10 protein-coding genes and 1 pseudogene are annotated in these 15,457 nt (G+C 39.2%); 8 read left to right on the plus strand and 3 right to left on the minus strand.

The features are described from left to right. From G395_RS0125055 to G395_RS0125065, 3 genes and pseudogenes are all read right to left on the minus strand, one after another. Window positions 1–1,596: pseudogene (locus tag G395_RS0125055) on the minus strand (T9SS type A sorting domain-containing protein); the annotation flags it as partial. Between the two features lie 7 nt (window positions 1,597–1,603). Further along, entirely contained in the window at window positions 1,604–3,133 is a 1,530-nt protein-coding gene (locus tag G395_RS0125060) for a DUF1501 domain-containing protein (RefSeq protein WP_026632556.1), read from the minus strand. An 11-nt stretch (window positions 3,134–3,144) separates the two neighbouring features. Beyond that, window positions 3,145–4,782 (minus strand): DUF1800 domain-containing protein, encoded by a 1,638-nt coding sequence (locus tag G395_RS0125065; protein WP_026632557.1) that lies wholly within the window; start codon window positions 4,780–4,782, stop codon window positions 3,145–3,147. A gap of 933 nt (window positions 4,783–5,715) precedes the next feature. On the opposite strand from G395_RS0125065, the gene G395_RS0125075 reads away from it, so the two are divergent. The 8 genes from G395_RS0125075 (at window position 5,716) to G395_RS0125110 (ending at window position 15,452) form a co-directional block, all read left to right on the plus strand. Then, entirely contained in the window at window positions 5,716–6,453 is a 738-nt protein-coding gene (locus G395_RS0125075) for a tyrosine-protein phosphatase (protein WP_026632559.1), read from the plus strand. Between the two features lie 221 nt (window positions 6,454–6,674). Beyond that, window positions 6,675–7,502, plus strand: coding sequence for a polysaccharide biosynthesis/export family protein (locus tag G395_RS0125080; RefSeq protein WP_026632560.1), 828 nt, complete (start codon window positions 6,675–6,677; stop codon window positions 7,500–7,502). Window positions 7,503–7,538: 36 nt separating this feature from the next. Further along, on the plus strand, window positions 7,539–9,914 hold the full coding sequence (locus tag G395_RS0125085; RefSeq protein WP_026632561.1) for a GumC family protein: 2,376 nt from the start codon (window positions 7,539–7,541) through the stop codon (window positions 9,912–9,914). 362 nt (window positions 9,915–10,276) lie between these two features. Further along, window positions 10,277–11,590 (plus strand): O-antigen polymerase, encoded by a 1,314-nt coding sequence (locus G395_RS0125090; RefSeq protein WP_084439854.1) that lies wholly within the window; start codon window positions 10,277–10,279, stop codon window positions 11,588–11,590. A gap of 2 nt (window positions 11,591–11,592) precedes the next feature. Continuing rightward, window positions 11,593–13,047, plus strand: coding sequence for a flippase (locus tag G395_RS0125095; protein ID WP_026632563.1), 1,455 nt, complete (start codon window positions 11,593–11,595; stop codon window positions 13,045–13,047). 38 nt (window positions 13,048–13,085) lie between these two features. Then, window positions 13,086–14,003 (plus strand): glycosyltransferase family 2 protein, encoded by a 918-nt coding sequence (locus G395_RS0125100; protein WP_026632564.1) that lies wholly within the window; start codon window positions 13,086–13,088, stop codon window positions 14,001–14,003. Between the two features lie 32 nt (window positions 14,004–14,035). Then, complete coding sequence (locus G395_RS0125105; protein ID WP_026632565.1) at window positions 14,036–14,746, plus strand: acyltransferase; 711 nt, start codon at window positions 14,036–14,038, stop codon at window positions 14,744–14,746. A gap of 118 nt (window positions 14,747–14,864) precedes the next feature. Next, window positions 14,865–15,452 carry an SGNH/GDSL hydrolase family protein gene (locus tag G395_RS0125110; protein ID WP_157486817.1) on the plus strand — a complete coding sequence of 196 codons (588 nt, stop codon included), beginning with the start codon at window positions 14,865–14,867 and terminating at the stop codon, window positions 15,450–15,452. The last annotated feature ends 5 nt before the right edge of the window (window positions 15,453–15,457 follow it).

Below are 15,457 nucleotides of genomic sequence, written 5' to 3' on the forward strand. Positions count from 1 at the left end.
CTGATTGCAATCTGCCGTTTCCAGGCTGCCTTCATATAATTGTGAGTAGCACGTAACAGTCTTGGCACCCCCGCTCAGAATGTAGTTGCTGCCCTTCACCCGGACATTCAACTGATGCGCTTTCCCATCAAGCAAAGTCGCGGGCAAAGTAAAGTTGAAGGCGTAGTTGCCCGTACTGCCAGGACCTGCGTTTTTCAGGTCCGAGCGGAAAGCATCTGATACAACCGTTGCATATACGGTGCTGCCTTCGTAAAGCTCGATCGTTAGTGGTGAGGCTGGGTAGCTCCTGTCCCAAACCCAGCCGCGCACTACTTTACAGTCAGCCGCTTCAAAAACACCGATGTACTGCAATGTTGAGCAACTTGTTTGCTGTGCTGATCCAGGTAAAAGATAGTTTCCACCCTTGACTCGGACACTCAGCTCATGTGCCTTCCCATCTTTAAGCGCCGCCGGGAAAGCGAAACTAAACCCGTAGTTGCCACTTCCTTTACCCGAATCTTTTAGGTCTGCGCGATATGAGTTGGAAGTAACGGTTGCATATACCGTGTTTCCTTCTACTAATTCGATAGTAAGTGTTGAGTTAGGGCGCCTCTTATCCCAAACCCAACCTTTTATAGTATAGCAATCTGTTTGTTCGAAAACGCCTTCATACAAGTATGCCAGTTCCTTGGGCGAGCCATTTAATATATATGATGAGTTACGGACCCGGGCACTTATCTGATGCGCCTTACCATCTTTCAAGGCTATAGGAATTGGCAGGGTAAAACCATAGTTTCCTGCATTTTCTAAATCATTTCTCAACTCACTAGCTTTCACACTAGTTATTACTACACTCCCTTCAAGTATTTCAACTATTAAATCAGCATTAGGATGATTTTTATCCCATACCCAACCTTGAATAATTGAATCGGACACAATTTCAAGATTACCGCTAAAACTTGTCGGTAGGGATGTTGCGTTAGAACACCCTATTGTAAAAACTTCATAACTATCTGGAATGATTGCTTGCGCTGTTGTGATGGATCCTGCACTTAATGAGCTCCCCCCTCCTGTTAAAGCATTTTCATCAAGAACAGATACGATTCGCTCCCATCTTGAATTAGCTTTGCTCCAACCTACAATAGTCGCGCGGTTAAGCGCATCTTCAGTTAGCACGGCTAAATTGCTAGCAGCATTCCAGCTAAGCGATATTTTTGCGGCCTTTGAGCCGTTAATATCCCAGTATTCCTTATCACTGACTGTTCTGATAGAACTGTCCTTTTGACTTAGGTTAAACGGCCCGCTTGTTAGCACTGAGGCCGAGCCTACATTCCCCATGAAGTAGGCACCGGATGTTCCATCTGCATCGGCTGCAAATGGCCGATAGACGCCATTTTGTCCAACTGGAAAAATAAAGAATGCGGTGCCGTATTTTTTCGCATAACCGTCGACATGCTTTGCATCTCCAATTCCAGTAAGTTTTGATGATTCTGAAAAGCTGACAATACCAATAGGATTTCTTTCTGTTTTTATAATCCCTGTTGACTGAGCAAACAATGCGTATGCAGGAAGGATTAAGGAAAAGATGCTAACTAAAAGTTTGAATAGGTTCTTCATATAATGGTTAGCCTGTGATGTTAATATTATAGTCGCCCAAAAATGTTATTTCTCCACCCGCCTGCACCTTTACGTCTTTTGCAACGATATTTTGTCCCACTGTTACCTTATGGCCGGAATTAACGTTAACTATATCCCGGGAAGAGGGAACTCGGCCATGAGACCAGATTTCCGGATTTGCCCAGAAACCAGAACCAATGGTTTGCACGACATCAGAAAACAGCGACGTGGTTTGAAAATTTTTGAAGAGTAGTTGACTTGTCTTTGATGTAGCTGTACCAAACCAGTCGTTTAAAACATCGGAGTAAACCCTTCTAAAATCGATCTGCATTTTAATGTCACGATTTTTATCCCATAAAGGTGGGGAAGCTGGAAGCAGCCCGTTTATAAGATCAGGATTTGTACCTACCAATTGCCTTTTTATTCCAGTACCAAAAACAAACATTGGTGCACCGACTCCGTGATCAGTTCCTTTGGAAGCATTAGAAGTTGCGCGTCTTCCAAAGTCAGAGAAAGTCATTCCCAAAACTTTATCTTCTATTCCCTGTAGTTTTAAGTCGTTTTGAAAAGCCGCAATCCCATCAGACAGCTTTTTGAGTAAAATTGCATGAGTCCCCTCAGTACTATTAGTCCCTACCTGTCCAGAATGTGTATCAAAGCCACCCAGCTCTACGTAATAGATCTTCGATTTAAGCCCGCCGTGAATAAGCCTTGAAACAATTTTCAACTGGTCGGCCAGCTCATTTTTTTCAGAAGCTGCTGGATAACTTGCTAGATTTCTGCCAGCGTCCGCAGCCGCTTTAATTTCAGCGGCATAACCTACGGCTGTTACTTGTTTTTGACGAATAAAGGAGATTAACTCACCAGCATCACAGCAAGGAAGATTTGTGTCTAAGGTTGTACTTGGTTCTCCAATCAGTTGATAAAATATGTTAGGATCCTGGATAGTGATTCCCATTGATTGATCGTTTCCTAAAAGCGCAGTTGTGCTGATTTGCCCAATCTGGACCGCTAACGGATCTTCCATATCACTCGTCGGATATGCTTCGGGATATCCTGGGAAGCGATCGTTCAGGTATCGCCCAGCCCAGCCGCTGGATGCATATTGCGAAGCGTCAACCGCCGTCATCCATATATCCGTAGATCTGTAATGTGACTGATCCGGATTGGGATATGAAACTCCATTTACGATAGCAAGCTTACCTTCATCATAAAGTGCGCGCATCCCGGTCATGGCAGGGTGAAGGCCCATTCCAACATTTCCCTGAAGCTTAAGTACACTGCTTTCCGGAATTGCAATATTGGTTCTTAGCTCGTTATATTTCGAGTAATATTCCAGTGGAATCACCGTATTCAGACCATCATTGCCTCCGGCTAAATAAATGATGACCAATACACGATCGTTATTTAATGCTGCTGTACGTTTTAAAGACTGGACAAGTGCAGAACCTTTGGCTAACGATTTAATTCCAAAACCATCTAGCATTACAGGCAGCATAAGGGCAGCTCCTGCTGAAAAGAAGTTTCTCCTGTTCATTTGTTTACGATTTAAAATATTTGATATTCAGCCATTCTAAACATGTATTTCAGCATCGTGCGGCATCGCCATAAAATGATGTTCTGTTTTGAAATGTCTGCTGGAGAAGTTCGATAGGCATCCCACTCACGGATCCATGTTGTTCTTGCACTACTCTTCATCATCATGATGGAATCGATTAGGAAATCCTTCTGTTGTTGATTCAATTCAATTGCGAAGAGATTCTTTGATAATTCTTCTAAAACCTTTTCACAAGTAATCGCAGGTGAGCTGGCGACGTCAGAGAAATTAGGCTGTATAGCGCGTAACCGGGCCAGAATATCAATACCTAACAAATAGCCTGGTTTGATTTCCAGATATGGATATACCAAATTATCTGTACGTGCACCTCTAAGCCCTAGTGTGCTTTCATTAATCCAATTTTTGGAGTAGCCAGTTTGATAATATGCGGGAGAACCGAAAACGGAAGGCTGATTAAGCAGATTTAGCTGAAGGCTGTTCATAGCTGAACCTAAAAAAGCAATCATTCGCTGAAATGCCCCATATTCAGTAGTGATATTCGGGACCGGCAGGTCAAACAGACGAACAGCCCCGATGAGTAATTCTGCCGGGGACTTTACAATTGCACCAACATTAGTTGTATCAAAAAAAATATCACTAGATAAAAGTTTTTTTATGACAGGGACAATTGCATAGTTATTGGCGCTGCTTGAGAAGAAAGAGGCTAAAGGAACTATGACTTGATCCTCTATTTCCTGTGTTACATTTGGATTGACATACCATCTGTATAGCTTTCTACAAATGAATTTTGGAGATTCTGGATGAGACAAGAGCATATTAGCAAGATCACCTAATTCTTCGTCCCCTGCAGTTGACCCACTTCTACCGACTATCGTCGTATTATTATATTTGGAAGAGAAAGTCTTATCGGAAGTATCGTGCCTGTCCGGATTGAAAACTGCGCCGATTGTCGTTGAACCTTCCTTAAATTTGTTCAATGCTTGCCATCCTGTCAGAACTTGCGCCGCAGCTTTAACGTCCTGTTCAGTGTAATTATAGTTGCCGCTGAAGTCCTTTTGCCCCACAGCAAACAACTCTTGTAATTCTCTTCCATAGTTTTCATTCGGCAATTCTTTCGCATTTTCATTACCATTTTGAAAAATCAGCATTCCAGGATCCTTCGAGATACCTATGACTAAATCCTTGAAATTGCCAAGTGCATTAGATCTCAAAAATCTCAAGTATCTGTCCATGTAGCGAAAATCTTCCACACCCGCCTGAGTTACAACAAAATGGTTTTGCCAGAAAGCAGTAAGCTTTTCAAGAATAGATGGACGTCCGTTTTGTTCCGCCATTAAGCCAATCCACCAATATTTCACATAATTGTAATAGTTGGAATTTCGACTTTGATCGAATGGCTTGGTGAGAAAAGGCTGTCCCGCATCAGCACGGCTTTCATCCATCTCAACGGGAGGTGGTGGAGTTGCACGATGTGATGCATTTGCAATTAGTAGCTCGACAGCCTCAGAAGCGTTTTTGCCAGTGAAGGAAGCAATTTCTTGATTGGTTGGGCCAAAAGTAGCACGCCTCAAGAGGTGAGCAGCTGCTGCCTGGGATAATACCGGAGTGTAGGTTTGTAAAAAAGCCATGTGTTGTGTAAGGGCGAGTAGAATCCTTTGTGTAAAAGTATTTCTATATCAAAAACATTTTACATCGATGTAATTTTACGAAAAATTAATAGAAAACCATGAAAATAGAAAGTAACTCGAAATGTTAACAAAGTAATTCTACAAATTGTTTCCCGATTTGTAGAATTTTGATTGTTTTTCTTTTTGTCTGATATCTTGTTTACCAGACATGAGAGATCCATCAAACCCTATTAATACAACTGTAACGCACAGTTGACTTGGTGCTGGCAGAGGTTGTTGAGAACTATACAGCGATAATGATCTGGGGGATAACCCTAGAAATTGACATTGCACACCTTGATGAGCCAAAGATTTATTAAGCAATGCTTTGTGCTGATCGAGAAATAGTAGCGAAGAACGTCATCGGAAGATGTTGGACAGCTTGCAGAACCTGCCGTCACATTGTAAAGTTTTAAGAAATTTTTGTTTTTTAAGATCTAAATCCAGGAATAATTCAAATCTTGTCTTGGCGAATTTTTATAATTGATTCTTGTTAGTACCTTTGCATGTACTCAACGTCTTATATGAAAATCGCTCTTCAAAAAGCTACTAGTGAACCAATTCCAAACAAGTTTGTCTGGCGGATTTTGGATTTCGGATTAACTTCCACACAGAGTTGGAAAAAACACTCCTTTACAAGTACTGTAACTGCATGCACAGACTTCCTCCTTCGCGTTACAAATAAAAGACTCGTCTTAGATAAATTTCGTCATGAAAAGCCTGCTTTGGCCGTGTACGGTCTTGTTCCAAAAACTTGTGTACCCTATTGCTATTTCATTCAAAACGATATGAATGAACGTCAAGTAAGGAGCATCTTTACTTTTTGGATTTGAACCACAACAGTGCACTAAAGTAAAATACTAGGTTCTACTGAGATTTTTATTATGCCTATATATGCTGAATTGGTTGTTCAAGAAGAAAGAAGTCCACAAAGTTAATCTTGCCCATATTGGAGTAGACATACATTCCCATATCATTCCTGGTATCGATGATGGTGTCCAGACTATTGAAGAAGCGTTAGCTATGTTAGAAAAGATGTCCTCAATTGGGTACAGTCGCGTTATCACAACACCGCACATCATTTGGGATTGCTATAAGAACACACCTGAAATAATAAATAAGGGGTTACACGAAGTTCGCATGGCGGCTGAACACGAAGGATTGCCTATCAGAATTGATGCCGCAGCTGAATATTTTATTGACGAGCATTTTATGGAACTTCTGCAGTCGGATTCAGAAATTCTGACATTGCCGGGTAATAGAGTTTTAGTAGAGCTTCCATATTCGACCCCCCTGCTGAATGTATCGGAAACTCTGTTCTACATAATAGAAAAAGGGTTTCAGCCAGTGCTGGCACATCCCGAACGCTACACTTACTATTATTCCGATCCATCGGTTTATAGAAAACTGGTCAATCAGGGATGTGAGTTGCAAGTTAATCTGCTTTCTCTAAGTGGCTATTATGGAGAAACCATTGCTGATATGGCAAATTGGCTTTTGCAAAATGGCTTGATTACTTTTTTAGGTAGTGATGCGCATAAGATTCAGCACCTGGATATGATTCAAAGGCTAAACAATAATGAGTGGTTGTCCAGTTATCCATTTCAAAACGAAAAACTGCAGATGTTATAATTTGTGGTAATTGAATTTTTCTTATATTTGTATAAAATACAGTTCTGCTATAATTTGGATTATAATAAGATTGCCGTTAGGTTTTTGAAGTGAAAAATTAAGGTACAGTACCATTTCAGCTTATCAGTGGCCTTATTTTATCAACTACGCAAAAAGCTAACATTCACAAATTCAAATCATTATCTTTTTTTTTAAATTTCAACGTAACTTAAAGTCCCTATATGCGCATATTTTTAAATTCCCGCTTACCATCACTTTTTCTTGCAGCTGGAATATTAATTACAACAATTACGGGAACCACATCTTGTGTTTCTCCAAAGTCAATTGTGTATTTCCAAGGAGACACAACGGCATTTTCATCTCAAGAAATCAATCAAAAGTATATTCCAATTATTCAGTCCAGCGACATCCTGGCAATTATTGTGGGTAGCTTAAACGCAGAAGCGAATGAAGTATTTAACACACCGAATACATTTACCACTGCCAGTACCAATTATTCGAATGTTGGAGGGCCTCGTGTTCAACCAATAGGATATTTAGTGGATGTTGATGGCTATATAGAGGTTCCCTTGGTCGGAAAGTTGAAAGTTTCCGGCATGCGCACAAATGATGCAGCTGATACAATCCGGACCCGTTTGTTAAATTATCTGAAAGAACCATCTGTAATTGTTCGCAACCTGAACTTTAAAGTTTCCGTACTTGGCGAAGTTAAGTCACCAGCCGTCTATGTGATCCCGGATGAAAAAATAACACTTCCAGAAGTTTTAAGTCTTGCAGGAGATCTTACGATATATGGAAATCGCAGCACTGTAATGATTATCCGTGAAGAAAATAACGAACGTTCATATGCTAGAATAGATTTGACATCAAGAGATATTTTTAATTCTCCCTACTACTATCTGCATAAAAACGATGTGGTTTATGTTGAACCAGTTAAGGCAAGAATGTTGGATACAGATAGCCGGATTCGGACAGTCCCTTTAATTGTAACTATTGTAGGAGGCATTAGTACCCTCGGAATTCTAATTTTAAACTTGGTCAGGCTGTAGCCAAGAGATCTTGTTAATGAACATAATCAACTAGTTATGAAAGACAACGGACTCAACACAACATCACTGCATCTTTTGGAAGAAGACGAGCAGTCATTCAACTTGAAAGAGTATGCTTCAAGATACATAAGGTATTGGTACTTATTTCCAATATTCATATTTCTTTCTTTAACCATCGCCTTCTTTTATCTGCAGATTACTCAGCCAATATACAGCACAAAAACCAGCATACTTATCAAGGATGAAAATAAAGGTTTAAGTGGTGCCCAGGGAGACATCTTGTCTGAATTAAGTACTCAATTTGGTGGAAACAAATTGGTAGAAAATGAGTTAGAGATTATTAAGTCACAAACACTAATGGAGCAGGTAATCAAGGAGCTCTCCCTAGACGTTTCCTATTCGACAAAGGATGCTCTACGGACGGTTAATTTGTACAAAACCAGCCCTGTTGTTGTAAAATCTGAGGTAATAACACCATATGCACTTGAAGAGCCTATGGTTATTCATATTGTAGATAGTCTTCATTTCCGCTTCAACGATGAAGAAAAGCTATTTACTTTTAACCAACGTTTTAATAATGCCTGGGGTGCTTTTGTAATTTTGAAGGGCAGCGCATCTGACGTAAAAGATATTACAGTAAATTTCACTGATGTCAAATATTTGGCAGAGGGGATGTTGAAGCGTCTTGCTGTTGCACAACCAAATATTAAAAGTACAGTTCTGGAACTGACTTTTGAAGATACAGATGTTCAACGTTCAAAAGATGTTCTTAATAAATTGCTGGACGTATATGTCCAGTCTTCACTGAGTGATAAAAATAGCGAGGCCAGCAATACACTTAAATTTATTGAAAATCGTCTCGGATTAATAACCGGGGAACTTGGGGACGTTGAAAAGGATGTAGAATCTTATAAAACTAATCAGGGCATTACTGATATAAGCGCTGAGTCTCAATTATTTCTCGAAAATATCAAAGAGAATGACTCAAAGCTTAATGAAGTAAATACAAAAATTAGCATTCTTGAAAGTGTTGACAATTACATTAACAATGCAGGTGAAGGGGCAGTCGCACCTGCAACTTATATGATTGATGATCCTGTACTTGTTTCTTTATTAACTAAGTATAACGAACTGGATCTTCAGAGAGAGAGATATGCAAGAACCACCTCTCCGAATAACCCTCTTCTGCAAACGATAAATACGCAACTTGCCGGTACACGTCAATCGATCAGAGAAAACGTTCAAAATCTGAAGCGAGGAATGTCTGTTACCAAACGTAATCTGGAAAATATTAACACTAGATTTTCTGCTGGTCTACGCAGTATCCCGAAGAAAGAGCGTGAATTTGTAGGCATTAAGCGTCAACAGTCTATCAAAGAAGAGTTATATCTATACCTATTGCAGAAACGTGAAGAAACGGCTCTTGCCTATGCATCTACCGTGACGGACAGCCGATTAATTGACGCTCCTATATCAACATTTAATCCAGTTAAGCCTAGAAAAGCATTAATTTGGCTTGGAGCTGGTGCTGCCGGATTTATACTTCCTATTCTAATTATCAATTTGTTGATTTTGATGAATAACACCGTTCAGCGCAGAGAAGAAATAGAAAAAGCTACAAGAGCTTCAATTCTGGGTGAGATTGGTCAAATGAAAGACGCTGGCGGAAATCCGCTGGCCGAAGAAGCGATTATTAAAATGACAAGCCGGAGTGCGGTCGCGGAACAATTCAGAGCATTGCGAACCAACCTTCAATATTTAGGTGATGGAAGCTGTCGGGTAATTATGTTTACCTCTTCTATAGGTGGTGAAGGGAAAAGCTTTGTTAGTATAAATCTGGCTGCAAGCTTAGCTTACTCTGACAAAAGAGTTTTATTAATCGGTTTAGATCTCCGGAAGCCGACCCTTCACGAGCGTTTGCAAGTACCAAATAAGTTCGGAGCTTCTAACTGTTTGATCGGTCAAGGCCACTACGTGGATTTTATTCAATCAACAGGAGTACATCCCAAATTTGATGTTCTTACAAGCGGTCCTATTCCTCCAAACCCATCGGAACTTTTGAGTAATGGAAAGTTGCCAGCAATGCTTGCCGAGCTTCGGAACCAATATGATTATATTCTTATTGATTCTCCACCGTATGGCTTAGTAACTGATTCAGCGCTTATTGGCGAGTATGTTGATGCAACCCTATACATTGTCCGTTTCAACTATACTATACTGGATCATTTGCGTCGCATCGGTGACCTTCAAAAAGCCCGTAGATTCGCAAATCTTTCTGTAATCTTCAATGGTGTAAATTACGGAGCAGGCTACGGATATGGATATGGTTACGGTGGTTACGGTTATGGCTATTATTCCGAGGAAAGTGAACAAAGTAGCCTGGGTAAAAGGCTCAAGAAAATAATCCGGTGAATTCATTTGCGGTATAAACTATTCATTAATTGCCATGTGTGTGGCAATATTACTCAACGATATGAACTCTTCAACCTACCATTTTAAATCCCGCCTAACGCTAAGCCTGTTAGGCGGCCGCTATAACCATAATAGCATTATTAAGCTACCCTAATCGGCAGCGACAGCACACCTTTCAAAAAAATCATGGGCAAAAATTATCCAAGGCAGAATTGGTGTGCTGAAAATTTAATCTCGGAATCAGCATATTCAAGTTTAAGCCATTGAGTTTATATTCAACAAGCTTGGTTATAGCGGAATGTCTATAAGTATCACTGGAGTCCGCATAAACTTATGTTCTCAAATCATAAATACCTAATTTTATGATGCAGTCAATCTTTTATCTAATGTATGGTGCGCTGCTGTTCAAAGTCATTTATGACTCTGTAAAATCAGCATCGTACGATCACATTTTTGCTCCATGGCCGGGGTATACATTATTGTTCTCATCCTATTTTCTAATAGGCTCACAATTGAGTTTAAAACCAATCCCTGAGGAGCAATGGCTGACTTATATTTTAGCAATTTGTGGATTTACAATTGGTGCACTGGTAGTTGCCTCGGCATTTGAGAAAAAGAAAAAAAGTATTAGTTCTGCTAAGGAAATCTATTGGAAGTTTGTAAAATCATTCAACTTCAAAATCATTTTTATATTCTCAGTCCTTTCATACATCGTAACAGCTTACTTATGGCTTAGTGGTGGAATTCCTTTATTTAGTAAAAACGTCGATGAGGCGAGGATGGCTTATGCTAGTAGTGGGTACCTGGCAACAATTGCAACAACGGTTGATGTTATGTCCGTTTGCTGTTTGGCATACGTTCTCGTAAATCGCAAACTGGGTCTCAAGAAGAACAATTACTGGGCATATTTAATTATCGTTTCATTTGTTGTCATCGCTATTTTATCTGGGTCAAGATCACGTTTGCTTAAATTTATTGTCCCATCTCTCATTCTGGTTCATTTTCTATATTTTCAAATTAGGATTTGGAAGATATTATTGTTTGGTTTGATCGGACTAGTTTTCGTTGGTGTGATTGGTTATTATCGAGCTTATAATTTGCTTGGTGATGATATTTGGTATGGCTTAGGACAGGCAGGCGCTGACTCACCATTGCTTGGGATTATCTACTACGGGCAAATAGAATTAAGTACGGCGGTATATGGTTTGTCGGTCGTCATCGAGAATATGCCGTCAAAAACAGACTTTACGTTTGGGCTTCTGCAAATTTCACCGCTGTTGATGCCATTGCCTTTTGACAGCACTCCAACACCCGGCATGTTTTTCAAGACTATGATTGGGGGAACCTGGCACGGTGCAGGTCTCGCAGCTACTTTTATATCGCCGATGTACGCCGACTTTTCGTTTGGTGGAGTGCTGGTATCTTCTGCATTGTATTCCGCTATCTTTTCTTATTTGTATCAGTCTGTCAAGATCTTAAATACAAAGTTTATATACAGATTGATCACCTATTCAATTCTTTATTTTTTCATGATTGCGGGGATTCGTAGTGATTTTGTAAGTTTCGAGTTTTGGTGGTTCCTTTTTATATCCATCCTACTATATGTCTTCAAAAAGCCATTACCTATCTATCACCAACAACGTCAGGAGGATTTGATATTAAATAAATCATTGTAATTGTGAAAAAATTTAATCTTGCTCAGAGTGTCCTTTGGAATTTATTAGGTTCAGGACTGCCTCTGGCTATATCTATCTTTACAATTCCTAAACTTATTTCTGGATTTGGTGATGATCGCTTTGGACTTTTGACTCTAATCTGGGCTGTAATAGGATACTTTAGCATTTTTGATTTCGGAATGGGCCGCGCACTTACCAAGCTTGTATCTGAAAAGCTTGGAGGACCTCAAGCAAAAGAACTACCTGATTTAATTAAGACTTCTCTTATAATCATATCCTTGCTAGGAGTTTTAGCAGCCGTGATTTTATTATCCACAAGTTCATTGATTACTAATACCTTAAAAGTAAGCGAAAATTTAAGGATCGAATCTATCAACGCAATTAGAGTTTTAGCATTAAGTGTGCCTCTTGTTGTTCTTCAAGCAGCGCTAATTGGGCTCCTTGAAGCACACAGAGCATTTAAAGAGATTAATATTATTAGGCTATTTTTAGGAATATTGAACTTTGTAAGCCCGTTAGTTGCACTTTATTGGTCTAACGATTTAATGCTTGCAACAATTTTACTCGCTATTTCACGGCTAATCTCTGTCGCTTTTTACACATTTATCTGTTATCAGATTAACGCGCTTACCCTAGGTACATTTCGGATTGAGTTATTATCTTCTTTGTTTAAGTATGGTGCTTGGCTTACCGCAAGCAACATAATAAGTCCTTTAATGTTGCAGCTTGATCGTTTCATTATTGGTTCACTTATATCGGTAAGTGCAATTGCTTATTACACTGTACCGGTAGATATGGTTAATAAGTTGGGCGTGGCTCCCGTAGCTTTAATCTCAGTCATGTTTCCTATCTTCTCCAATATCTGGGGAACCCAGCAAAATCAGGGCAAAGCAATTTTTGAAAGTGTCTGTAAAATCATGTTGCTGGGAATGATACCAATGTCAGTAACCTTGATCCTATTTGCCCAGGAAGCTTTCGATATATGGCTGGGACAAAAGTTTGCAGACACTAGCCGACTAATATTTCAATGCTTAGTCGTTGGCTTTTTTGTTAACAGTGTTGCAAGACTGCCACATGCATTGTTACAAAGCACCGGCCATCCGAATATAACAGCGAAACTTCATATAATAGAGCTTCCAATTTATGTTGCTCTGTTATTTACACTGCTGCATTACTTTGGTGTAATGGGAGCTGCAGTGGCCTGGACAGCAAGAATGGTTGTTGATTTAGTTCTGCTTTTTATAATTTCAGGAAGAGTTATTCCTGAAATAAAGAAAGTTGCGACTAAGTACCTGTATTATACTATGATTTTAGCTTTGCTAATGTTCGGTTTGACCTTTATTCATCAGATTGTCTTTAAAGTTCCGATACTTGTTGGAACCTTATCCTATTTTTTATATTCTTTGCTTAAACATTTGAATCTGTTTCAGCGAAGTTATAAACAAGTTCTAGCTTAAGCGTTTAACAGAATTATTAATCGAAACTATTTATATTCATGAACAGATCCTCAGTTTCAATCATTATTCTAAACTGGAATGGGTACGACGTAACTAGAGAATGCCTAGAATCGCTCTATCAAATTGATCATGATAATTACCACATTGTACTAGTAGATAACGGTTCTCACGATGGGTCTGTTGAAAAAATACGAGCTGAATTTGGTGATCTCAAACTGGATATTTTAGATCTTAAGAAAAACTTGGGCTTTACCGGGGGCAACAATGAAGGAATAGTATTTGCTAAGGAAAAATATAATTCCGATTATTATTTGCTACTCAACAATGACACAACAGTCGAGCCTAATTTCTTAACCGAAATGTTAAAAACGTTCGACAATAATCCTAAGTGCTATGCTGTGGTACCTAAAATATATTTTTCTCATGCTCCAAATGTTATTTGGTTTGCCGGTGGTAAAATTTCACCTGTTACAGGGATTGTAAAACACTATGGTATTGATCAACAGGACACAGGGAAATATGATGAAGGCAAAACGATTGAATATATGAATGGTTGCTGTGCCTTGATTTCATCAGCATCTATTGAGTCGGTAGGCGTATTAGATAATATTTTTTTTGCTAATACCGAGGATGTGGATTACAGTATGCGGATCATTAAATCAGGGCACACCATTGAGTATAATCCAAAAGCAGTAATATACCACAAGTTTAACCACACTTTCAAAAGTAACAGAGGTAAGTGGCTTGCATTCTATTTAACAGCCCGCAATAAAATTCTGCTGCAGAAAAAACATTATTCAAGCATGAAATTGCCTGTTTTCTATCTAGTTTTCGGTGTTCGTTGGGTTCTGTATCTAACAGTCAAACTTACAATATCAGGTGACCATAAATCCGTTAAAGCTATCTATTGGGGTGTAAATGACGGAATACGCAACCGTCTTCGATTCGTAGGATAACGCAAATTAGGAATTATACTAAAATCGAAAACATGAAAGGTATTATTCAAAAGATAATTCGCTACAGAAACCCTAATTTCAAGTTTGACAATGCTATTAACTCAACTATCATCCTGAGTCTTGTAAGTGAAAAGGCAATTTGTTTATTAAGAGGCATTGTTATTAATCTTTTGCACTGCAAGAAACCTGGTTTAGTATTTTTTGGCAGTAACGTTAGGCTTTTTAATTATGGAAATATATCAATAGGCAAATGGACCAAAATTGACAGCGGTGTTCAACTGAGCGCAATGGGGAAACACAAACTATCTATTGGATCAGGGGTCAGTGTTGGCGCTTATAGCCAAATAATTATTTCAACTGCATTCAACCGGGTCGGTGAATATATAAGAATAGGAAATGGAGTTGGTATCGGTCAATTTGCTAGTTTAGGTGGATCGGGCGGCTTAACTATTGAGCAGAATTGCATTATCGGTCAGTATTTCAGTTGTCATCCAGAAAATCATAACTATGACCGCTTGGATGTTCTGATCAAAGATCAGGGGACTACTAGAGCAGCGATTAAAATTGGTGAGAATTGCTGGATAGGCGCAAAAGTTACAATTTTAGCAGGAGTAGAGGTTGGACGTAATTCTATCATTGCAGCGGGCGCAGTTGTAACGAAAAGTATGCCTGAAAATTCCATCATTGCTGGTGTTCCTGCTAAAGTAATTAAATCCAGGACGAATATAAGTGACAATGCATAATTGTATTTATACATATATAACCAAATTATTTTCGGCACGGTTGATTTCAATCTACGTGCTTCTAACCTCAACGCTTGCCTGTTCTCAACCTGATAGTCAAGTCCAAAAAGTGTTGATTTTGGGAAACAGTATTACAGTGCATGGATCCTCCCCTAGCATTGGTTGGTATGGAGATTGGGGTATGGCCGCTAGTGCTCAGGCAAAGGATTTTGTGCACGTACTTAAAGATAGCATAAGGAATAAGCGTTCCGAGGCTAATATTTCATATTTCAACATTGCAAACAGTTTCGAGAAAGTCTTTTGGAAGATGGATACAACCCAATTTCGAGAGATGAGACAATTATCTCCTGATTTGATTATCCTGAAAATAGGTGAAAACATTGATAAAAATCTTGCAATAAAAAATTCACTTGCTTTGCACTTGGAGTTATTAGTTGATTTCATAGCTGGAGATAAAAGAACAAAAGTATGCCTGGTGGGTAGCTTCTGGCCAAATCCAGAGGTGGACAACATCTTTCATACGGTTTGTCAGAAAAATGGCTGGAGTTATGTTGATCTCAATGGTATTTATGAAAACCAATCAGAGAACACCGCAATTAACATTTACACTAATCCGCAGGTAGGGAAACATCCTTCTGACAAAGGCATGCAATTAATTGCCGATAGGATTTGGAAGGGAATAGGATTTTTTTTGTCAAGAAATTAAAATAA

Origin of the sequence: Dyadobacter alkalitolerans DSM 23607 (assembly GCF_000428845.1) — a bacterium.
GTDB classification, from domain to species: domain Bacteria; phylum Bacteroidota; class Bacteroidia; order Cytophagales; family Spirosomataceae; genus Dyadobacter; species Dyadobacter alkalitolerans.

Bases quoted from the DNA above. Each gene is read 5' to 3' on its own strand.
- G395_RS0125060 (WP_026632556.1), bottom strand. From the start codon at position 3,133: ATGAACAGGAGAAACTTCTTTTCAGCAGGAGCTGCCCTTATGCTGCCT.
- G395_RS0125100 (WP_026632564.1), top strand. From the start codon at position 13,086: ATGAACAGATCCTCAGTTTCAATCATTATTCTAAACTGGAATGGGTAC.
- G395_RS0125090 (WP_084439854.1), top strand. From the start codon at position 10,277: ATGATGCAGTCAATCTTTTATCTAATGTATGGTGCGCTGCTGTTCAAA.
- G395_RS0125085 (WP_026632561.1), top strand. From the start codon at position 7,539: ATGAAAGACAACGGACTCAACACAACATCACTGCATCTTTTGGAAGAA.
- G395_RS0125065 (WP_026632557.1), bottom strand. From the start codon at position 4,782: ATGGCTTTTTTACAAACCTACACTCCGGTATTATCCCAGGCAGCAGCT.
- G395_RS0125080 (WP_026632560.1), top strand. From the start codon at position 6,675: ATGCGCATATTTTTAAATTCCCGCTTACCATCACTTTTTCTTGCAGCT.
- G395_RS0125075 (WP_026632559.1), top strand. From the start codon at position 5,716: ATGCTGAATTGGTTGTTCAAGAAGAAAGAAGTCCACAAAGTTAATCTT.
- G395_RS0125105 (WP_026632565.1), top strand. From the start codon at position 14,036: ATGAAAGGTATTATTCAAAAGATAATTCGCTACAGAAACCCTAATTTC.